This is a genomic window from Paenochrobactrum gallinarii (assembly GCF_014205685.1).
Lineage (GTDB): Bacteria > Pseudomonadota > Alphaproteobacteria > Rhizobiales > Rhizobiaceae > Paenochrobactrum > Paenochrobactrum gallinarii.
Window position 1 is genome coordinate 1 of the sequence record NZ_JACIIU010000022.1, and the last position, 21,997, is coordinate 21,997.

Genomic DNA, 21,997 nt, shown 5'->3' on the forward strand with positions numbered 1-21,997 from the left:
TCAATATGCGAATTATGACTAGTCATATGCCTAACATTACTCCTAACCCTTAATTAAGGGTGAGAAAATGTCCGGAGAATTCGGGGGCTCTTACAAAACGATAACCGTTCACCATTTCAGATCTTTGCGACAGAACCATTTAATTACACTAAAATTCGACAGCAACCTGAGCACCGAGACAAGCGGCAGCGGAACCATTGCCGCGCGACATTGGCATTTTGCAAAGTATTTTTGCAGCCTCTATTGCTGCTTCGCAGGCTTTTTGGCGGTCGATAGCCATTGCTGAGACCGATGTCATCAATAAGGCTGCGAGAGAAAACACGGAAATAAGATGCTTCATATCTAAAAAACCTTTTCAACCAGAGTGTGGTTTGAATTTTTCAAATCGTGGCACATTCGCATCTATACGCATTGGTATTAACTGAGCTAACTAGAAAACGTTAACTTAGTAGAGATTATTTTAAAATGGCAATATATAGGGGGTATAATAAGAACTGCTCGAAAGGCATCGTTACCTTATCCTAAGCGTAAGCATCAATGGCGATAATCGGTTATGACCGAACCCCGTACTGATCCGATGGATGAGCAAAAATCAGCACCGCGCTGGATGCTTGTTTGCTGGAGACAGACAGTTTCTACCTGAACTCTGGCGTGATCTGTCTGACTCATTCAGCAATTGGAATTAGCCTTTGTCAGGGTGTGGCAACGCCCGGCAATTGCGAAAGATTGCTCGCCTGATCAGATGAGGTGAGCGCACCGGCAAAGAATGCAAGATTGGCAGCGGCAATGAAAGCCGCTGCTTTTGCATCGGCTTGCGCAAGTCGTGCATCCAGCAAAGCATTATTGGTTTCATTGACCATAGTGATTGTGCCAAGCCCGTTTTTATAAGCCTCCAATGACGCATCAAAAGCGACATTTGAAGTTTGCACCAAAGTGTTGGCAGCATTATTGGCGGCAAGCGCGGTTTTCAAGGCATTAGAAGCCAGCACAATTTCTGCCACTGCATCAAGCTGCATCTTGCGGAATGTTTCGGTGGCAACATTGGCAACGCTTTGCGCATTTTTTAGCTGTGCTGCCCGCAACCCGCCGTCAAAAATCGGCATGGATGCGCCGATAATCACGCCTTTCGATGAAGACTGGCTGTTGAGATCCGGCAATGCGCCAATGTTGAAATCGCCTGATGGTTTTGACAAGGTGGCCGCGATAAAGACCTTTGGCATAAATTCGGCTTGTGCCACGCGGATGCCAGCCTGACTGGCCTGCATGGCGGCATAGCCTGCCTGAATATCGGGGCGGCGCGACAGGGCTGCTTCAATCACTTCCTGCGTCACACCATCAAAACGGCTTGGAATTTTACGGTCAAGCGCACCCTTGATTTTCAGATCAAGCGTTGCGTTTACACCCATGCCGGCGAGCAGCAATTGATAGGTGTTTTGCTCTTGGCCATTGGCGCGCACAATGCGCAATTCTGCTTGTGCCACTTGCTGGCGGGCAAGTGCCAGCTCAATTGTGGTGGCGCGTCCTTCATTGAGTTTTGCCTGAACAGCGGCAAGCACGGCTTTGGAGTTGCGCAATGTTTGCCGGGCAATCTGGTGGCCTGTGACGGCTGCCGAATGTTCATAATAACGGCGTGTGACATCAAAAATAACCTTTTGATGCAAGGCGTTAAAGGTGACATTGGCCGCAAAGGAAACTTCACGCGCGGCATCACGCAAGGCAGCGCGCTGGCCAAAATCAAATACCAGCCATTTCAACGCCAATGCCGGAACAACGCCTTTAACGGTGGTGTCGATAACTTTTTCACCGACAATCGGCACATCAACAGGGCGTCTGGACTTCTGATAGCCGCCGATCACATTGGTGGAAATCATCGGCAGTGAAACGGCTTCCGTCATGCCGACGGCAAGCGCTGCCTGTTTGGCGCGCTCCCATGCATTGCGCGTGGTGGGGTTACTGCGTTGTGCCAGATCAATCAAAGCCGGAAGATCATAAGAGCGGGGATTATCCACCTCCACCGACGTGCTGATCAGCGCCAGTTCCGGATTTGAAGCGACGCCAAAATCAGCAGCGCCGCTTTTTGCTGTGGCATCCGTTACTAGGGCTTTGCTTTTTACGTCTTTTTCGCCCGCAACCCAAGGTTTGTCCGGCGCGCTTGGTGCCAGTTCCAGCGCATCGGTTGCGCAGCCGCTAAGCACTATGCCAAGCGAAAATAATGCACAAACCGGCAAGTATGGAAAAGTTGAAAAACGTCTGCCGGTCATAAACTGCTGCCTGTTACTAAAATTTCCAAATCGGCAAGCTGTGCCGCTACATGCTGGTTTTGATAATGACCCACGGTTTCTGCCGGTGGTTTTGGCTTGGTATTTTTCAAATTATAGGTCTCAAGATGATTTGCCAACCGTCTCAAACGACCAGCCACTTCCGGCATCGGGGACTGGGTAAAATAAATCGCCTGTCCAATGTCGGAAAGCGCTTTGGTATATTTGTTGCCGGCTTCCGCCATTTGCTGCGACGGGCGCAGATGATGCGGCTCGAATGGCAGCAAATAATAGCAATAGCGCACATCTGCCAGCAAGCGCTCTATCTCGGCAATTTGCGCCACACTTTGCGGGCGCTCATTGGCGGGAACAAGCGCCAGATCAGCCAATTTGCGGGTTGCTTTAATCAGATTATCACGCGCTGTTTGGCTCACCGGTTTTGGCCATAAGAAAACCGACACCAGATAAACCGCCACATTACCGATCAAAATACCGATGACGCGGTCGCGTGCGGTATCAAGATCGGTGGTCGGGCCAAAACCTTGCAAGACGCTCAATGTATAAGCCAGACCAATTTGCACGCCCGCATATGAAATTTTGCGGCTACCGGCGGCAACCCAGCCTGCCACCCAAGTGGCGGCAAAAACCAGCAGCATCAAACCGCCGATGGTCTCCAGCTGAGGCAGCAGATAGACGATGGAAATCACGCCCATTAACGCGCCGATCAGACAACCGGTAATACGCAGCGCCAGCTTATGCACCGTGTCACCGGCAGTGCCGAGGGACGCCACATAACAGGTGACCATCGCAGTGTGGATGCCATCCCAATTAAGCGCTGCATAGAACATGTAGCACAAAATCGCTGCGAGCGTGGTTTTGAGCGCAAATTGCTGGTAGATCGGATTGGTAAAAGCATCCGGTTTGAAAAAGCCGTCATTGCCGCTTTTGCTGTAATCGGGTTTTACAACACCGCTGATTGCATGAATGGCTTGGCTGATTGCAGAATTTTTCGGTGTTTGTGTCTCCGCCTTATCGGCTGGCAGATTTGCAGATAAAGGCGCGCCTTTATCAAGCGCCTCAATCATCGTTGCGATGGTTTCAGCATGCTGCAAACGCTCATGCGTCTCACCTTCACGCGCCAGAGCCGCAGAGGCATAAACCAGCTGATAAGAAGCGGGAATATCAACACTGATCTGTGCAATTTTATCTTTGGACGTTTGATGAAAAATCTGCGTGAGTTTTAGCTTTTTTTCTGCCGCTTCATTGCCTTCACTTAAAAACTCATCCAGTTTTTTATTTGTTTCAGCATTTTGACCGCTTAATAATTGATAAGCGAGGCAAAGCCGTTCGCGCAATTGTTTGCGCAACAGCCGCACACTCCATTGACCGAAAAACAGACTGAAAACAGCAATGCAGAACATTGGCAAAATTGCCATTTCCCAAGCATAACGCAGTGCCAGCGAAATGACGCCATTGACCGGAACCATGCTGATCAGCGTCAATAAAAACGCGATAATCAGGGCGATGATGCTGCCGCCTTCGCCAAGCTTGCTGGCAGCACCAATAAAAATGAAAATAAAAGAGGCAATAATCATCACCAGAATGCGCACAAATGCGGATTCAACAGTTGATTGCAACAGCGGTATCATCAACACCACAAGCAGCGTAATGGCAATAACGGCTGCGGAGGCTACAAGCGTGTTTTCAGCCCCGTCCGGTTTCATCAGGAAAATGACGAGATAGACACTGATTGCGGCTTCGGGAATATGAAACAGCATGGCAATGCCGCTGACAAGCGCACAGACAAAAGCCACACGCCATGTGGCGGCGGCGCGTCCCGGAAAGGGTGCGAGATCCGCTAATGTCTGCCTGATCGCCGCTGACAGCGAAGCTTCAGCACGCGTTGCCATTATGCACTGTCACAACAGCGGAGGCACCGGCGCGTGTCAATTCGGCTGGCGGATCAATCAGTTTAATCCGCACCGGAAAACGCTGCGCAATGCGCACCCAATTCAGGTTCTTAGGGATAAAAGGCAGGTTGCGCGGAATATTAATCATATCTTCGGAGCTGACACCCCAGCCGATACTGTCGACCTTGCCTTTCACCACCATATTATTATTGGCCAGAATGCGCACGCTGGCACAATCGCCAATACGAATATTATCTAGCTCTGTTTCGGGGAATGTTGCGGATGCAAACCATTCGGAGGTGTCAATGAGGGTGAAAACCGACTGACCGGAAATAACAAATTGTCCGCTGGAATTTAGCAGGCCAACCACCAAACCATCATGCGGAGCATAGGTTTTGCTATTATCAAGATTATGCTGTGAGAGTGCCAACGCGGCCTGACGGGCGCGCACTAATGCTTCTGTGTTGTCCAGATTGCCGACAAGTGCATTGGCGGCATCGGCTTGCTGTGTAGCCTGGGTCAAACTAATGCGCGCATCATTGCGCAATGTTCTTGCGTCATCCACCTGCTGCTTGGTGACATAGCCTTTCGGGCTTAAGGCTTCCAGGCGCTTTAATGTTGTTTCGGCCAGATCCAGATTGGTACGGGCGCGCACCACTTGCTGGTCGGCAATCAGTGCATTTTGGGTTTCTGCTTTCAAGGCGCGGCGTTGCGCTTCCATTGTCGCCATTGCCATGTCCAGATCGGCAGTGGTTTGCTCGACGATAAGACTTAAAGGTTTCGGGTCGATAGTAAAAAGCAGATCGCCTTTTTTAACGCGCTCATTTTCGCGCACATTAATCTCGATAATGCGCCCCGGAACAGTCGATGAAATATTGACCAGATTAGCGCCAATGACCGCATCTTCTGAATATGGATTTTCATGTGATTGGCGCATGTAAATCCATGTCATGAAAACAGCGGCCGCCACTGCCAGCGCGAAGATAATCAGGCCGACGGCATTAAGTGGTTTTTTAGCGTAACTGTTTGTTTCCATCTTCAACGACCGTAAATCAGAAGTGCAAGCGCAAAAGCAATCGCCACAACCATGGCGGTGTAAGTCATCAGACGAAATGTGAGCAGATCATCAAGACCGGTGCGGATAAATATCAACCGTAAAATCAGCACGATCACAATCGCTCCGGCCAGACAAACCATCCAGGAGGGAAAAAAAGCACCTGCCATATAGAATGTCGGGCCTTGCACCATTATGCTCGCTTTCAGCCATTATAAGGTTTCATCTGGCAAAACCATTCATATAGAGCTTTTGCACTGGTAAACTTTATTCCAACAATTTTAGTTAAAGTCCACCCTCTAAGGGGCCAAGCCTGCGAACTGCACATAAGAATTACAGAACAAGCTTAACAACCAAAATAATCAGAAAGAATGATCACGAAATATCAAATCGTGACGGCGCTTCATTAAAGTAAAATACGGATATATTGATAGGAGTATATTGCTGGTATAAAGACTGCACTTTTCAACCATGCGGGCAGAAAAACTATTATTCTCCGACGATTGCTAATTGCCTTTTCATCATTAATATCCGAACTATTCTCGATAAAAAATCTCTGTACACAATATTCATGCAGAGATTGAGTTCCATAAACAGCCGGAATTTATTATAAAAAATCAATTGGTGATTTGAGAGAGACAAAATGCAGAAGAAACTCCTTGCAGCTGCTTTGCTTGCAACTATTTCAAGCACACATGCTTTTGCAGCTGATGCTATTACTGTCGACAATCAGCCGGCTGAAGATGTGGTGCTGCCAGCGCCTAAAAACTGGTCTCTGCAAATTACGCCTTATATGTGGGCTTCAGGTTTGAAGGGCAATATTTCGCCGTTCAAACGTGCGCCGAGCATAGAAGTTGAAAAATCCTTCAGCGATATTGTTAAAGATTTGAATTTTGGTGGTTTTGTTGATTTCAGAGGCCGATATGAAGATTTCATCTTGGCCGGCGATCTGATGTATATCAACACCACTGATGTTGAAAATATTGGCAAATTGCCGGTGATTGGCAATGTTCAGGGTTTAAGCGCAACGGTCGATTCCGCACAGTTCACCGCCACTTTAAAGGGTGGTTACCGCATCTATAATGATGAGACTGTCTCGCTCGATTTGCTTGGCGGTGTTCGCATCTGGCATATTTCCAATGATGTGACTATTCGCTATAATCACTTCTCGGAATCCCACAAGGAAAGCTTCAGCTGGGTTGATCCGATTATCGGTTTCAGAGCCTTTGTTAATTTCACCCCTGATCTCTCTTTGCAAGTACAAGGTGATGGCGGTGGCTTTGATGTCGGTTCCAAAAAAACCTGGCAGGGTCTGGCGACCTTGAATTATACATTCACTGAGCATCTTTCGGCGTCTGTTGGTTATAAATATCTGCGTGTTGATTACAGCTCCGGCGGTCATACCTATGACACCACACTTAAAGGCCCTGTGCTTGGCGTGACATATCGCTTCTGATAATTTTTACTTTTGTAATGCTAAAGCTGCCTTGCACTGACTTGCTAGGCAGTTTTTTTATTATTTAAGCTATAATTGCTTTGATCCGGCTTGCGAAAACAATTCAGATTTTTCGAAGCCGGCCTATTTGATATAAATAATCTGGATCATCTGCCTCATCCGGTTATATATTATGGAGCCCATGAGAGAGTTGGACTCAACTAAGAAAATTGAGGCTTTTCAGATGATTTTGATTGATCAGCTTTTAGTCGGATCTGCCGTGCCTTATGGCCCGCGTGGCCTGCCAAGCGCTATCGGCAAATCGCCGGTTGCAGAAAAATGCTGGCTGGGGCTGGAAGGTTTTATCAATGATGAGCAGGGTGACCGCAAACATCATGGCGGACCTGAAAAAGCTGTGCATCATTATGACTTTGATCATTATCAGCAGTGGCGTGAAGAAATCGGCGATAAAGATATTTTAAGGCGGCCGGGTGCCTTTGGCGAAAATCTGACCACACGCGGTATCAGCGAAGACACAATTGCAATCGGTGATATTTTTAAACTTGGTGCAGCCGTCATTCAGGTGAGCCAAGGCCGTCAGCCATGCTGGAAACTCAATATACGTTTTGACACCAGGGATATGGCACTGCGCTTGCAAAAAACCGGCCGTACCGGCTGGTATTATCGGGTACTCCAGCAAGGCTATGTGCAGGCCGGTGATACGCTCCGACTGGCTGACCGGCTGGCTCCTGAGTGGACGATCCGCAAAACATGGCATGTTCTTTATGTCGATACGCTCAATCATGATCTTTTAAGCCAGATGGCAGCATTAGAGCCGCTGGCCGATAGCTGGCGGCAATATGCCAGCAAACGCTTAGGCTCTGGCAAAGTGGAAGACTGGAGCCGACGACTACAAGGTGACGCATAACAGACTGAAATCATATCTAAAACGAACCAACAGCATGTCCGTCGACTGCATATTTTAAGAACTGATCGGTGATATGGGAAAAGGTACAACATTAGCAATTGAAGTCAGGGTCAAAGAAAGCGAGCCTATTTTTCTGGCACTGGCACGCACAATCATTGCTGAAATTGAACGCGGCCGCCTGAAACCAGGGGACGCTTTGCCGGGCACACGCTCGCTTGCCAAAAACCTTAAACTAAACCGCAACACGGTGGATGCGGCCTATCATGAGCTGACAATGCAAGGCTGGCTCAATGCCGTAGCTTCGCGCGGAACTTTCGTGGCGGATGATCTGCCGGACTTATTAAAGTCACAAAATTCGCAAGCGAATGACGCAAATGCGAAGCCCTTTAAACGGAAATCGCGCCAATATTTGTGGAATATTTCCGATGGTGCACCGGATGCGCGACTCTTGCCGATTGTGCCATTTTGGCAGGCCTTTCGCCGTGCTTTAACCAGCAATAGTTTTCTGGATAACCAATCTAATGACAGCGTTAACGGCAATGAATATCTGCGCTCGAACCTCTCAACCTATTTGAATGCCGAGCGCGGGCTGATTGCATCAGAGCCGGATATTCTGATTTCTCGCGGTAGTCAGATGGCGCTGTTTTTGACAGCGCGTGCCATTGCAGAAAGTGGCATCAGCATTGCCGTGGAAAATCCGGGTTATCCGCTGGCATGGGCAGCATTTCGTGCCGCCGGTGCCAATCTCATCAGTATTCCGGTGGATGATGGCGGTATTGATGTGGATGTTTTGGAGGCAATCGCCAAACGAGACAAAACATTGCGTGCGGTTTATATCACGCCGCATCATCAATATCCGACTACGGTTACACTGGGCGCAGCGCGTCGTTTGCGCTTGCTGGATATTGCGCGCCGCTATGGTCTGACGATTATCGAAGATGATTATGACAGCGAATATCGTTATGACGGGCGACCTGTTTTGCCACTGCGCGCGCGTGCCGATAAAGACCTGCCGATTATCTATTTAGGCTCTTTATCCAAGCTTTTGGCACCCGGCATTCGTGTTGGTTATGCGATCGCACCGCAGGATATTTTGAAGAAAATGGCTTTGCAGCGTGAGGCGATTGACCGTCAGGGTGATGTGCCTTTGGAATTGGCGCTCAGCAGTTTGATTTCTGATGGCACGATGAAGCGTCATGCGCGAAAAGCCCGCCGGATTTATCATGCCAGACGTGATTTTCTGGCAGAAATTTTGACCGAGCGGCTTGGCGATGATGTGGAATTTACACTGCCATCGGGCGGCTTGGCGATTTGGCTGCGTTTGAAACACGGGCTCAATGCGCAGGAGTGGTCGGAAAACGCTACTCGTTTGGGGCTTTCGCTCTTACCAGGTATTCATTATTCGCTAGATGAAACCCAGCCGATTGAAGCGTTCCGTTTAGGCTTTGCCAGCATGAATGAGGAAGAGCTCAGCCGTGCGATACAAATTCTGATCCGCGCCAAGCCGAACTGACAATTTTGCTGAAAGCGCTGCCTCTGCGAAAGGGCAGCGCTTGTGATTACTAGTTGACCTTGAAGCCAACAGAACCTTTTACACTATAGCTTTTGCCAAAATGGTTCAGCGAAGTTTTGGCCATGCCTTCGCCATAGAGCTTATAGCTATTATTGTTCCAGCTATAAGAACCGCCGGCAGCAAGTTCGGTTTTGTTATAAATTTTCAGTAGCGTAAAAGTGGCCTTATCTGTGGGCTCAATTATGCTGCGAGGTCAGTAAAGGCCTGAAATGGCGAGCGGTTATTATTTGCCAATTGCTTCTTGCGGATCATTTGAGCCTCTTCAATGCCTGCGATAGTTGCTGATGCGGAATGGAGCACTTTGAAGCCCATCATTTGTTTGGTGATCCGTTTTATCAATGACGATCTAATCCGAAACACTATTGCTTGCGATAGCTTTACTAAAGAACTATTTGCATCACCAAGATTTCGGCGCTTACAGAGAATAAAGTCAAGGGTTTGGACGTCGTGGTCAACAGCACCATACAGACAGGTTCAATGTCGCATATCAGCATCAACACCACGTTCGGTTATGATCTCCTCAAAGTCACGATAGGAAACCGGATAACGCACGTAAAAGAAAACCGCGTGCAGCATGACCCTTTTAGGGAAATGAGTTCCCTGGAAATCGATTGTCATCCGTGATCACCCCAATCAATTATGCTTATCAATGACCGGCATATAGTTCAGCAGTGATGAAAAAATTGCATCACTACCTCGAATTCTGCTCTCATGCCGGAAAATCTGTTCTTTCGAGACCTCAATCGCGATTCAGGACGCGTAAATAATCGCTGCCACTCCGTTCTGCCTTAGCGTGTCTGAGGGAACAGATATTGTTCCGCCCACTGTTAAGAGGAAATCTCAATTTCAAGCGAGTAGTTTTTACTTTCTTGAGCTGCTAAAGTTTGCAAACATTGCTTTTGCTTTTCGTCATGAATTTGCGGGTTGGTCGGCTCTAGGCCGAGCGCATAAACACCGGACTGAAAAGCCCGCCATATACCAAATTTGGGTAATGATTGACATGAAAATGACATTTTCAAATTCACATCACCGGCAAAGCTCTTATTTTGCAAACCAACCGTCACCAGATCTCTGTCTGATTTTAATGGAAACTCCTGAAAATAATCCACATAATCATCATCGGCGCGCTTATCTTCAGCATTAAATGTGTGCATTAGACCCGCATCAATATCACCGGAAAGACGGATATTCTCATTGAGAAACGGATAGCCAAAATTTACATGATAGAGAATTGCATGGGGGGTAGGGCGGAATCCTCTGTTTTCCACCTTGTCATCAATGCGGATTTTACCACTGAAAACGTCCAGCTTGATGCGGCGATGCAACACAAGATTTTCACCGAAAACGGAACTCTGCCTGATAACCGCCTCAGCCCATATTTCCGGCACATCACACTCCCAGTTAATGCCATAACCAGATATGGTGGCGCGTTGGGCACTGATACGGCCATGCAACGGATAATAGACCTGTTTCCGATGCTTATGTATGAAATGTGAAGCATCCCCTTCACGCGCTCCGCCAATATGATCAAGCCCGCAGGTCACTATAAAACCATCAAAATTACGGTAAAAACCCACCCCATTTTCGGCATCGGCCGAATTAAGCGGCCAAGGCAGAGCATTGGCGCTATTCCAGCCAATATTGACACCACGCCATAACAGGCTGGCAATATCAAAACCGCGATCCACCGCTATCTCGATAGTAACACCAACAGCATTGCGGCATTGAAGTAATCTTTGTCCGCGCCCTGGACCATCGTCCATCTGTAACAAGCGGATGTCTGCGAGCCCTCTGCCGTCAACGGTTCTTTGACGCAGTTCTGAATGCGATAAATCTTTGGCCGGATGTGTCATGCTGAACTCAGATTTTAGCTTTTTTTACAGGTTTCAGGCCACATTTAGTGACAAAATCCACCATCCAGGCGACATCATCACAAACCAGCATATCGATATGTCCCGCCACTAAAAAAGCCTCCAATTGTGCCAGATAATCAAAGCCATAGCCGCGTCTGAGTTCAAAATGGGAAGGCACCGGAAGATAATGGCTGACAGCAATATCGGCGGCATGAAGTTTCTCGGCCAGCGCATTTGAAAATTGCGGATAATCCGTATTCAGCATATTCATCATTGCTGTTTCAGCAGTCGCAACCGGATCGACCAGGTGATGATAATTAATTCCCATAATCTTGATTGTGGGTGCCAATCGTTTGATATCCCGCAACACCACATAATCAAAGGAGCTGATCAAAACATGATCGAGCATGGCACTGTCTTCAAGAGCTTTAATAACATTTTGAAGATAGTCGTCATCGACAAATTTGTCTTTAATTTCGACAATCAAACTCAGTCCAAGCGCACGGCTATAGGATAAAATATCTTCAAATTTTTCAATCTGCTGCGGCTCAATCGTCAATCCATGACGGTTTTTTGTACGAAACTTACAAATTTTATCATAATTTTCACGAGCGATCAGTCCGGTTCCGGTGGAAGAATGATCCAAAATATCATCGTGAAAGACGATAAGCTGTCCATCGGCAGTAATGCGAAGATCAATCTCACATAAGGCGGCACCAAGTTCTGCGGCACGGCGCAAAGCAGGGCGTGTATTTTCATGTCCCTCGATGGAATGGCCGCGATGACCACAAATCAACACTTGTCCGTGACGGGAAGGTAAAATCTCTAGCATAGTGAAACTCTTTGGGTTTTTAAGGAAAATCAGCATAGATGCAGAAGCTGCAAGGGCGAGAGCGGGTATCCGCTTGGAAACCTCTGCCAAAGTGCTGTTATTATGGACTGACCACGTTTCTTATTGGGCAATCACAAACTTTTTTCGTAATTTTTCAGGGCTGGCTTCGATGATGGAGCGGGCGCCTTCATTTGTTACAATCGTGCTGATATCTTCAATTTTTGCCACCACGGAAAAACTGGACTTCATAAATTTCGTATGATCAGCCACCACAATAATGCGCCTTGACACTTCGAGCATTGCCCGTTGAATACTGGCATTCACCGGTGATCCGGTCAAAATAACACCGCGCTCCAGATCAATGGAGGCAGCATTGAGCACCAGCTTGTCAACATTGAATTGGCGAATGAATTGCTCGGCCAGATTGCCGCGAAAAGAGCGGTTTATTTCAGCATACTCACCACCAACAGCGTAAAAATTTGCCACATCATGCCGGATGAATTCAGCAATAATATCTGCACTATTGGTGATAAATGTCAGATTTTGACGTAAAGCAAGCAGTTTTGCCAATTCCAATGTGGTGGTACCTGCATCAAGCAAAACAACATCACCATCATCAATCATAGTAGCAGCGGTTTTGCAGATGAGCTGCTTTTCCCGCTGCTGCGAGACTGCACGTAAAGCATTGCTTAAATCGTTGGCAACTTGCGAAACACTCACCGCGCCACCATGGGTGCGGCGTAACAGGCCGTTTTTTTCGAGCTCAGCCAAGTCTCTGCGGGCTGTTGCGACAGAAATATCAAATTTTTGCGTCAAAGTGCCAATGCTGAGAAATGGTTCATCCCGCAGCATAACTATAATTGCTTCTTGTCTGGTTTCAGCAGCACTCATCATGTCAACGTCCCGCTTGTGTATGATCTATATCGCTCATAAAGATTCATGTGAGTGAATGCAAGCTGCACAGGTTTTGAAAAGCACTCACCATCATTCAAATCAAAACAATGCATATTTTATCAAGATTTTCTATTTTTACAGCCTGTTTGGGTATTCGTGCACTAAATAACCTGATTTTCATAGCATTTTTACGACAATAAAATTTTTAAAAATTTTCCTCATGCACATATCCCGTCATACAACTGTCATTCAACAAAGATAGATATCACTCACAGATGATCGAATTACATCATGTATTGATAGGAACTTAACTTTGCTGACCGCTGCGGAAGATCGACAAATCAAAATTATTGAATTGTTGCGTCTGGAAAACTTCGTCGCTCTGCGCATGGTGGCGGAACAGTTTGATGTTTCGCTCGCAACAATCCGCAGAGATCTGGACGAGCTGGAAGCCGCAGGCTTGCTGCGCCGCACCCATGGCGGCGCGGTTGGCATCAATCAGGTAGCGCTTGATATCAGTCATGATACGCGTGCTGTTTCCTATCCAGCCGAAAAACAAGCGATAGCTAAAGTTGCAGCAGAAATGATTGAAGATGGCGACACTGTTTTATTGGATGCTGGTACAACCTCGTTTAAAGTTGCACAACAGCTTTCCCCCAGACAAAACCTGACACTGATATCCAATGGTCTTGATATCGTTGGCGAACTAACACGTAGCGAAATCAAAAACCTTTATACGATTGGCGGTGAATATACCGCAACCAACCGTTCCTTTCGCGGGCCGCTTGCCGAGGAGTTCATACGGCAATTTACCGTTGATAAATTAATTCTCAATGTCAGCTCTATTGAACTTGATCGCGGCGTTTTATGCACATCAAGCCCGGCCAATGCCAGCATACAGCGCAGCATGATCGCAATCTCGCGTCGTGTCATTGTTGTTGCCGATCATTCCAAATTCACAAAATCCAGCCTGTCCGTAATTGCCGATATCGAAGATGTCGGTGCCATCATTACCGACAGCGCTGCACGTCCGATCATTTCAGAAACCCCCGAAAACCTGCGACGAAAATTTATCATCGCCGATTAAACTGGAGTCTATCATTACAATGTTTAAAACCAACCGCAGAAAATTCATGTTCGGGGTCAGTGCCGTTGCACTGGCTTCAACTGCCGGCATCAATTTTGCATTCGCACAGGAATTGCGCCCATTGCGCATTGGCGTTAACGGTTTGCCAGCTTCATTGGAACCGATTAACGGCATCAGCAATACCGGTCCGCGTATTATCCATCAGGTGTTTGACACGCTGCTGGCGCGTGATTATTTTGGTGATGGGGCGACCGGTGGCGGAACCGGACTGAAAGCGATGCTCGCGGAGAGCTGGGAGCGTATCGATGACAAATCTGTCAGATTCAAGCTGCGTCAGGGCGTAAAATTCCATAATGGTGCGGAGCTGACTGCGGAAGATGTTGCCTATACATTTTCTTCAGAGCGTTTGTGGGGCGATGAAGCGCTCAAAACCGTTCCTAATGGCCGCAACTTCTCGCCGAACTGGGATGAGCCGGTTGTGGAAGATAAATATACCGTTGTGCTGCGCACCAAAACACCATCTTATCTGATTGAAAAATACCTTGCCTCATGGTTGGGCTGTATCGTGCCAAAAGACTATTATAAGGAGCTGGGTGCAGTGGCATTCGGCAGCAAACCAATTGGCACAGGTCCTTATAAACTCTCTGAACTTGTCACCAACGATCGTGTTGTTTTGAGCGCCAATGAAGATTATTGGGGCGAAAAGCCAACCGCTTCAACCATCACTTATCAGGCAGTGCCTGAGCCAGCCACCCGTGTTGCCGGTCTGATCAGCGGTGAATATGATATTATCACTACGCTGACACCTGATGATATGACTTTGATCAACGGCTATGATGATCTGGAAACACGTGGCACGCTGATTGAAAACGTGCACATGTTTACTTTCAACATGAACCTGCCGATTTTCAAAGACAAGACATTGCGTCGCGCATTGGCATTGGTTGTCAACCGCCCATTGTTGGTTGAAGCCCTGTGGAAAAATCAGGCCTCCATTCCAAACGGCTTCAACTTTCCGCATTTTGGCGCAAGCTATGACAAAGACCGCCGCGCGATGGAATATAACATTGAAGAAGCCAAACGGCTGGTTAAAGAAAGCGGCTATGACGGTTCGCCGATCACCTATCACACAATGGGCAATTATTACGCCAACGCCGTGCCTGCTCTGATGATGATGATCGAAATGTGGAAGGAAATCGGCATCAATGTTGTACCGGTTGTCTACGCACCGGGCACAACACCAAAAGATGCAGATGTGATGATCCGCAACTGGTCAAACGGCCAATGGTTGCCAGATGGTCTGACCACTTTGGTTTCGGAATTTGGCCCTGGTCGCGCTGTTCAAACCCGCTGGGGCTGGGATGCGCCGCAGGAATTTAATGACCTTGCCGTAAAAGTGGCCGAAATGGAAGATGGTGCAGAGCGTCTTGCAGCATTCAATCGTATGCGCGACCTCTTCGAAGAAGAGGCACCAGCAGTGCTGCTTTATCAGCCATTTGATGTTTATGCCGCCCGCAAAGATGTCAATTGGCGTCCGGTCACATTCGAGACCATGGAACTGCGCGCCCATAATCTGAGCTTCAATTGAAATAAATAACTAAGAACGGTGCGCGTATCACGCGCACCGTTTCAGGAGTTGCCTATGTCAACGCTGTTGAGCGTGCGTGACCTTGTGGTCGAAGTGCCGGCACAAAATATAAAAATTATTGATGGCATCAGCTTTGATCTCAAAGCCGGAGAAACACTCGGCCTTGTAGGCGAATCCGGTTGCGGCAAAAGCATGACCTGTTACGCCATTGCCAATATGCTGCCCAAAGGCGTGGTGCATACCCAAGGAAAAATCGACTTCTGCAATCATAATGCGACCGCACCTGCAACGGCAAAACCATCAATTGCCATGATTTTTCAGGATCCGACCAGCAGCCTCAATCCTGTGCACACTATCGGTTATTATCTGCAATCAACGCTTGCGCGCCATCAGAACTTGAAGGGCAATGATGCGCGTATGGAAGCGATAAGGCTACTTGAGCGTGTTGGTATCAATCAGGCAAAGCAAGGGCTAAAAGCCTATCCACATCAGTTTTCCGGCGGTATGAACCAACGGGTGATGATTGCCCATGCACTTGCGGCCAAGCCACAATTATTAATCGCAGACGAGCCGACAACCGCGCTTGATGTGACGATGCAGGCACAAATTTTGCATCTTTTGGAAGAGCTTAAAGCCGAAACCGGTATGGCGCTTATTATTGTTTCCCATGATTTGGGGGTCATTGCACGTTTGGCTGATAAAGCAGCGGTGATGTATTGCGGCAAAATTACCGAGGCCGCACCTGTCGCCGATCTTCTTAAAAAACCTGTCCATCCTTATGCGCGCGCTTTGATCGGATGTATGCCGAGCATCAACCCTGAAAATTTGGAACCGCCGGTTCCTATTCCGGGTGCGGTTCCGATGCTCAATGACTTGCCCGACGGCTGTTATTTCCATCCGCGTTGCGCCCATGCCAGAGATGTCTGCGGCCAGGTTTTCCCTTCACCGACACCAGTCAATCATGCCCATACTGTCTCGTGCTATTATCCGGTGGTTTCATGACTAGTCCACTTTTGCAAACAGATCATCTGACAAAAAAGTTCCGTCAGAAATCTGGCTTTTTACGGCAATCACCACCAAAAATTGCAGTTAATTCGATCAGTCTTCGTCTTTCTCCGTGTGAGCGTCTTGGGATCGTGGGGGAATCCGGCAGCGGTAAATCGACTTTGGGGCGGTTATTGCTTGGTCTTACGCCGCCAAGCGAGGGTATGGTTTGCTTTGAGGGGCAAGACCATAAAACGCGCAGTGCACAAGATTGGAAGAGATTCCGCCGTCAAACAGCTTTGGTGCAGCAAAACCCGCTATCGGCACTCAATCCGCAGATGACTATTGGCGAGCAAATTTCGGAAGCTCTGCTTGTTCATAAGTTAGCGGATAGGGCAGGGGCCTATGCTGCCAGCGCTGAAATGCTTGAACGGGTCGGTCTTTCGGGCGCTATGATGAGCCGCTATCCGCATCAGATGTCGGGCGGCCAGAGACAGCGTGTTGTGATTGCCCGTGCGTTGATTTTAAATCCCAAGCTTGTTGTTTTCGACGAAGCCGTTTCTGCACTTGATGTTTCGGTACAGGCGCAGGTCGTCGCGCTCTTGCGCTCTCTTTGGCAAGAGCTTGATTTGGCTTATGTTTTTATAACCCATGATCTGCGTATTGTCCGGTATCTGGTTGATCGTATCGCGGTCATGTATCTCGGTCGGATTGTAGAGACGGGCGAAATCAACGCTATTTATAAGAACCCGCTTCATCCTTATACGCGCGCCTTGCTGGCATCGGTTCCGACAATGGATCCATCTATCCGCAATATTGCGCCGCCGGTCAAAGGTGAAGCCGGATCAGAGCAATCTGGTCAGGGTTGTGCCTTTCGCAGCCGTTGCCCTTTGGCTGAGGGCGCATGTGCAGGTTCCGAGCCGGTTTTGCGCGATTTTCATGGCAGGCAGGTGGCGTGCCATCGCGCAGAAGAATTGGCCGGCGCTGTGCCTCATATGAAATCTGCGTTAATCCATACAGGGGTGGCGTAATGGGAACTTTCATTCTGACCCGCTTTGCGCGTGCGCTCAGCGTTTTGATCCTCACCGTCAGTTTTGTCTTTGTGGTTTTGCGGTTGGGTGGCGATCCGGCACAGCAAATGTTGCCCGATAATTCCAGTCAGGAAGCCTTGGAAGCTTTCAGACTAAAATGGGGGCTCGACCGCTCCATTGCCGAGCAATATCTGATTTATCTTGCCAATGCTTTTCAGGGCGATTTTGGTGTTTCCTTTGCTGATGGGCGCGAGGTTTTCACCATTATTGCTGAACGCATCCCGAAAACACTGATGATTACGGTTTCCGCGCTCCTCATCAGTATTCTTATCGGTATTCCTGCGGGCATTCTGGCGGCGATAAGACGTGAGACCGCGATGGATAAATCTGTCATGGCGACAGCGGTGCTCGGCTACAGTATTCCCAATTTCTTACTTGGTCTGGTGTTTATTTTTGTCTTTGCTGTGTGGCTGCGGGTGCTGCCAAGCTCGGGCAGCTCGACATGGCGACATGCAATTTTGCCGATCGCGACGATCGCACTTTTCAATGCGGCGGCGATCGCAAGATTCATGCGCTCGGCCCTCATTGATGTGCTCGGACAACCTTATATTGCCGCCGCCCGTGCCGATGGCATTTCCAAATGGCGCATTATCTTTCTGCATGCTTTGCCCAACGCCGCTATTCCGATGGTCACAACAATCGGCTTTATTGCCGGTGGTCTGCTGGGCGGCTCCGTCCTGATCGAGCCGGTTTTTGCCTGGCCGGGTCTTGGCAGCGGCCTGGTTAATGCCACCAATAGCGGCGATCTTAATGTGGTTCAGGCAATGATCATCCTTTTTACCGCCTTCATGGTCACCATCAATTTTACCGTTGATGTACTTTATGCGGTCTTCAACCCTAAAATGCGGCAGCAATAATATGATGCGAATTAAAGCTCTTTCCCGCCCATTTGCGTCAAATAAAGCTAAACGCCCAGCCATGCCTTTCAGCATTTTTCTGTGTTGTGCTTGCATTAGTCTCATTGTCTTTGCGGCGCTGACGGCACAATGGATCTCGCCATATGAGTATACGCAGCAGGATCCGCTTGCCCGTTTTGCGGCACCTTTTGCGATGCCCGATCATCTCCTCGGCACTGATTATCTGGGACGAGATGTGCTGAGCAATCTTTTGGCTGCATTACAAACGACATTGGCAATCGCGCTGTTGGGCTCGCTGATCTGTGCATTCATCGGTATCAGTCTTGGTTTTACGGCTGCCCATCTTGGTGGCTGGGCCGACAATCTGATTATGGGCTTTGCCGATGCAATGTCCTCAGTGCCCTTTATCATTGTCGCTCTTGGCGTATTGGCGATGTTCGGTTCTAGTCCGGTTTTGTTTATCTTCCTCATCGGCTTTGCCAGTTGGGAAAGATATGCACGCCTTACCCGCGGCCTTGTGTTGAGTGCCAAACAAGAAGGCTATGCAGAAGCCGCCTTTATTGTTGGCGTTCCGGCGCAACGGGTTTATCTGCGCCATATTCTGCCCAATATTGCAGGCCCGCTTATTGTGCAGTTTACCATTAATTTTCCAGAAATCATTTTGCTCGAGAGCGGCTTGAGTTTTCTGGGGCTCGGTATCCAGCCGCCCGCCACCAGTCTTGGCCTCATGGTTGCAGACGGGCGTAATTATCTGGCGATTGCCTGGTGGTTAACTGCTCTTCCGGGCCTTGTTATCGTATTGACCACTTTATCCATCAGCTTACTTGGCGACTATTTGCGAGATCGCTTTGACGCACGTCTGCGTTAATGAAAGGAATATAAATGAACCCGCTCAAAACGACACCTGCAACCATGCGGTTGGCAGGCCATCGCGGCCACAGCGAAGAGGCGCCGGAAAACACCTATGCCGCTTTTTTGAAAGCGCGCGAATTTGCCGGAGCAGGGGTGACTTGCGAAACAGATTTGCGCATCACCAGTGATGGCGAATTGATATTAATGCATGATGAAACCGTTGACCGCACCACCAATGGGCACGGTCTGGTTAAAAACATGACCTATGCAGAAGTGGCACGTTTAAGTGCGGGGAGCTGGTTTAGTAAAGAATTTGCCGGTGAACGCATCCCGCTTTTGCGTGAAGCTTTGGAATTTGCCCGCGAGCATCAAATTATCTATCAGCTGGAACTCAAGCACTATAATCTTGATGAGGTGCTGTTTCCTAAATTACGTGCGCTGATTGATGAATTGCAATGTGCCGACCTTTTGCAATTCTCATCTTTTGATTTTGTGCAATTACGCGCGCTTAAGCAATATATCCCCGATGTGCCAACTGTCGGTCTGTCCCATTCCCGTTTGATTGATCCTGCTGCCATTGCAATCGAAGCCAATGTAGACGCCATTAATCTGGAGATTTATCATTTTCCAAGCGGTGAGGCTATCCAGTTGCATGAAGCAGGCATTGCTGCCTTTTTGCATGTTCCGCCGCCATCCAAACTGGCTCCGCTCAAACAATATGGCACCGATATTGAAGCAGACGTGATCAAATGGATCCGCGATGGCCAGTTAGATCAACTTATCAGCAATGATGTGGCACAGGTCAAGCGCTTGAAGGATCAGGCGAATGCATGAGGTAATTTTAAGGGAGCAAGAACAAGCCATTCTTGAAAAAATTGCCCGCGATGCGGGACAATTGGCACTTCAGCATTTTGCTCTGCTTAAATCTTTGAAAATTGAGAAAAAAGGTCATCTTGATCTGGTGACAATAGCAGATCAGGAGGTTGAAAATTTTCTAATCAGGCGTCTGCGCGAAGTATTTCCTGATGACGGCGTTTTTGGTGAGGAGGGCGGTGAAATCAAGGGGGTGTCAGGCCGGATCTGGGTGATTGATCCGATTGACGGCACCTTCAATTTTGTACGTGGCGGTCAGGATTGGGCGATTTCCATTGGCCTTTATCAGCATAAACGACCAGTATTCGGTGTCATTTATGCGCCGGTTCGTGATTTGCTGATAACAGGCGGAGTTTCCGTTCCGGCACGCAAGAATGGCGAAATTCTGCCCTCGCTGCCGGCACTTGATATGGCAAAAGCCGTCATTGGTTTTGGTATGCATCCGTCCATTGAAACGGCTGATCGATTAGAAGTTATCCGGTTTATTTCAGACGATTTGCGCATTAGTTTTCGATGCTGTGGCGCATCCACTTTGTCGCTTGTCAGCGTGGCATTGGGTGAGACAGATGCATATCTTGCACTGGGCGATGCGACATGGGATGTGATGGCGGGCATCGCTATTCTGGAAAGCTTAAGGATTACTCACACAATTGATTGGGATGAAGTCGAGCTTTCGCAAAAACTGCGTTTTGCCTGCAGTAATGATGTTATGATTAAAAAACTTCATCCATTAATCGAGAAAATTGCGTGACCAAGACGGTTCTTAAGTCAGGCATCGACCATAGGTTCGATGCCTGACTTGCGAAAGCCGGTGATGATTACTCTGCTATAATTGGCTGGCCGTCTTGAAAAAAAAGCCCACATTTTCGCTCTATAAGAGGCGATGTGAATAGCGTTATTCTCTACCCATTCATCATTCAGATAGGTTGAGCGATAAGGTTATGCCGTTTGCGAAAATCGACAGACTTTGTTGCCGCCATGGTCCGAACCCGATTGTAAGGAAAGATCGTGATTGAGCCGCAAGCGCATTTGTAACTGCTGTGAGCGGGGACACGTTCACCCCTCGGCCAGAGATCGCAACATAGCCGGGATTAAGACCCGAGGCCGGTTGGCCTGGCAACAATCATCCGGCTACAATCGGCGCAGCCGGAGTGAAACGTAAATGGACCGATGGAAAAAGTGATCGGCGCAAAACTCCAAGCGAGGAATTTCGAAACCTAAAAATAGAGCAAAAGATCTGCGTCCGTGTTCTCAGTTAGATGACAAAACTTCGCCGTCCAGAGTTCCAACGCATAGCATAAATATAAGGGGACAGGGGGGAACCCACCTGTTTTTTTATCCCTGCAACAACGCTGTGACGTGATCCCCAACACTCCTCCATTTTTCAGGAGAGTCTGGGGTTATACTGACGCGCTCCCCTTTTTAGGACCACCCGGCTGGGGAACTTTCCCGGGGTTTAGGCTTTGGGCGAACCAGATGCGCCTGAGCCATTCATCAACGAAATCGGCGGTTTATTCCCTATAGCGCTGTGAGGTCGAACCTCGTTGTAGTCTACACGCCAATCTTCCATCTTTTGGCGGGCATCGTCAAGGGTCATGAACCAATGCTGGTTCAAACATTCAGCTCTGAACTTGCCGTTAAATGATTCAATATAGGCGTTATCAGTCGGCTTTCCAGGTCTGGAAAAATCTAGAATAACAGCGTTCATATAAACCCATAATTCAAGGTCTTTAGAGATAAACTCACTGCCATTATCAACCCTGATTGCCTTCGGATAACCAATCTGACGACAGACCCGTTCAAGGGTTTGGACGACATCCTGACCGCGATAGCTAAACCGAGGATCGGTTGCCGGAGAATAGCGTGAATGGGTATCGACGATGGTTAAAATACGCAGCTTTTTACCTGTTGCCAGTTGGTCATGGACA

20 protein-coding genes and 1 pseudogene are annotated in these 21,997 nt (G+C 48.3%); 11 read left to right on the forward strand and 10 right to left on the reverse strand.

From position 1 onward, the window contains the following. Window positions 1-148: 148 nt before the first annotated feature. From FHS77_RS13895 to FHS77_RS13915, 5 genes are all read right to left on the reverse strand, one after another. On the reverse strand, window positions 149-340 hold the full coding sequence (locus tag FHS77_RS13895) for a hypothetical protein (RefSeq protein ID WP_184224416.1): 192 nt from the start codon (window positions 338-340) through the stop codon (window positions 149-151). Between the two features lie 352 nt (window positions 341-692). Beyond that, window positions 693-2,261: a TolC family protein gene (locus FHS77_RS13900; RefSeq protein ID WP_184224418.1), complete on the reverse strand. Its 1,569-nt coding sequence runs from the start codon at window positions 2,259-2,261 to the stop codon at window positions 693-695. Continuing rightward, the gene (locus tag FHS77_RS13905; RefSeq protein ID WP_184224420.1) at window positions 2,258-4,168 is read right to left on the reverse strand and encodes an FUSC family protein; all 1,911 of its coding nucleotides are present in this window, start codon (window positions 4,166-4,168) and stop codon (window positions 2,258-2,260) included. The genes FHS77_RS13900 and FHS77_RS13905 overlap by 4 nt, the downstream gene beginning before the upstream one ends. Beyond that, window positions 4,152-5,204 (reverse strand): multidrug transporter subunit MdtN, encoded by a 1,053-nt coding sequence (mdtN, locus tag FHS77_RS13910; protein WP_184224422.1) that lies wholly within the window; start codon window positions 5,202-5,204, stop codon window positions 4,152-4,154. The genes FHS77_RS13905 and mdtN overlap by 17 nt, the downstream gene beginning before the upstream one ends. A gap of 2 nt (window positions 5,205-5,206) precedes the next feature. Continuing rightward, window positions 5,207-5,416, reverse strand: a complete 210-nt coding sequence (locus FHS77_RS13915; protein WP_210307153.1) for a YtcA family lipoprotein — start codon at window positions 5,414-5,416, stop codon at window positions 5,207-5,209. Window positions 5,417-5,865: 449 nt separating this feature from the next. On the opposite strand from FHS77_RS13915, the gene FHS77_RS13920 reads away from it, so the two are divergent. The 3 genes from FHS77_RS13920 to pdxR all read left to right on the forward strand — a co-directional run bounded on the left by FHS77_RS13920 (window position 5,866) and on the right by pdxR (window position 9,098). Then, window positions 5,866-6,678, forward strand: coding sequence for a hypothetical protein (locus tag FHS77_RS13920; protein WP_246431349.1), 813 nt, complete (start codon window positions 5,866-5,868; stop codon window positions 6,676-6,678). 223 nt (window positions 6,679-6,901) lie between these two features. Next, on the forward strand, window positions 6,902-7,585 hold the full coding sequence (locus FHS77_RS13925; protein WP_184224424.1) for an MOSC domain-containing protein: 684 nt from the start codon (window positions 6,902-6,904) through the stop codon (window positions 7,583-7,585). A gap of 73 nt (window positions 7,586-7,658) precedes the next feature. After that, window positions 7,659-9,098 (forward strand): MocR-like pyridoxine biosynthesis transcription factor PdxR, encoded by a 1,440-nt coding sequence (gene pdxR / locus FHS77_RS13930; RefSeq protein WP_184224426.1) that lies wholly within the window; start codon window positions 7,659-7,661, stop codon window positions 9,096-9,098. Between the two features lie 240 nt (window positions 9,099-9,338). On the opposite strand, the pseudogene FHS77_RS16540 reads toward pdxR, so the two are convergent. The 4 genes and pseudogenes from FHS77_RS16540 to FHS77_RS13950 form a co-directional block, all read right to left on the reverse strand. After that, window positions 9,339-9,776 (reverse strand): annotated as a pseudogene (locus tag FHS77_RS16540) (hypothetical protein). A gap of 209 nt (window positions 9,777-9,985) precedes the next feature. Then, complete coding sequence (locus FHS77_RS13940; protein ID WP_184224428.1) at window positions 9,986-11,011, reverse strand: aldose 1-epimerase family protein; 1,026 nt, start codon at window positions 11,009-11,011, stop codon at window positions 9,986-9,988. Window positions 11,012-11,018: 7 nt separating this feature from the next. Then, window positions 11,019-11,843, reverse strand: coding sequence for a glycerophosphodiester phosphodiesterase (locus tag FHS77_RS13945; RefSeq protein WP_184224430.1), 825 nt, complete (start codon window positions 11,841-11,843; stop codon window positions 11,019-11,021). 120 nt (window positions 11,844-11,963) lie between these two features. After that, a complete protein-coding gene (locus tag FHS77_RS13950; protein ID WP_184224433.1) occupies window positions 11,964-12,737 on the reverse strand; it encodes a DeoR/GlpR family DNA-binding transcription regulator in 774 nt (257 codons plus the stop codon). 313 nt (window positions 12,738-13,050) lie between these two features. Here FHS77_RS13950 and FHS77_RS13955 point away from each other — a divergent pair, with 313 nt between their 5' ends. Genes FHS77_RS13955 through FHS77_RS13990 form a run of 8 tightly spaced genes read left to right on the forward strand, consistent with a single transcriptional unit; the run spans window position 13,051 to window position 20,820 of the window. Continuing rightward, on the forward strand, window positions 13,051-13,824 hold the full coding sequence (locus tag FHS77_RS13955; protein WP_184224435.1) for a DeoR/GlpR family DNA-binding transcription regulator: 774 nt from the start codon (window positions 13,051-13,053) through the stop codon (window positions 13,822-13,824). Window positions 13,825-13,843: 19 nt separating this feature from the next. Continuing rightward, complete coding sequence (locus tag FHS77_RS13960; RefSeq protein WP_184224437.1) at window positions 13,844-15,412, forward strand: ABC transporter substrate-binding protein; 1,569 nt, start codon at window positions 13,844-13,846, stop codon at window positions 15,410-15,412. Window positions 15,413-15,466: 54 nt separating this feature from the next. Then, complete coding sequence (locus FHS77_RS13965) at window positions 15,467-16,414, forward strand: ABC transporter ATP-binding protein (protein ID WP_184224439.1); 948 nt, start codon at window positions 15,467-15,469, stop codon at window positions 16,412-16,414. Further along, a complete protein-coding gene (locus tag FHS77_RS13970; protein ID WP_184224441.1) occupies window positions 16,411-17,427 on the forward strand; it encodes an oligopeptide/dipeptide ABC transporter ATP-binding protein in 1,017 nt (338 codons plus the stop codon). The genes FHS77_RS13965 and FHS77_RS13970 overlap by 4 nt, the downstream gene beginning before the upstream one ends. Then, window positions 17,427-18,344, forward strand: coding sequence for an ABC transporter permease (locus tag FHS77_RS13975; protein ID WP_184224443.1), 918 nt, complete (start codon window positions 17,427-17,429; stop codon window positions 18,342-18,344). The genes FHS77_RS13970 and FHS77_RS13975 overlap by 1 nt, the downstream gene beginning before the upstream one ends. 4 nt (window positions 18,345-18,348) lie before the next feature. Further along, entirely contained in the window at window positions 18,349-19,212 is an 864-nt protein-coding gene (locus tag FHS77_RS13980; protein WP_184224455.1) for an ABC transporter permease, read from the forward strand. A gap of 14 nt (window positions 19,213-19,226) precedes the next feature. Beyond that, complete coding sequence (locus FHS77_RS13985; RefSeq protein WP_184224445.1) at window positions 19,227-20,030, forward strand: glycerophosphodiester phosphodiesterase; 804 nt, start codon at window positions 19,227-19,229, stop codon at window positions 20,028-20,030. Then, a complete protein-coding gene (locus FHS77_RS13990; protein ID WP_184224447.1) occupies window positions 20,023-20,820 on the forward strand; it encodes an inositol monophosphatase family protein in 798 nt (265 codons plus the stop codon). The genes FHS77_RS13985 and FHS77_RS13990 overlap by 8 nt, the downstream gene beginning before the upstream one ends. 705 nt (window positions 20,821-21,525) lie before the next feature. On the opposite strand, the gene FHS77_RS13995 is transcribed toward FHS77_RS13990, so the two are convergent. Continuing rightward, window positions 21,526-21,997 (reverse strand): integrase core domain-containing protein (locus FHS77_RS13995; protein WP_184224449.1); only part of this gene is annotated, 472 nt, incomplete at its 5' end.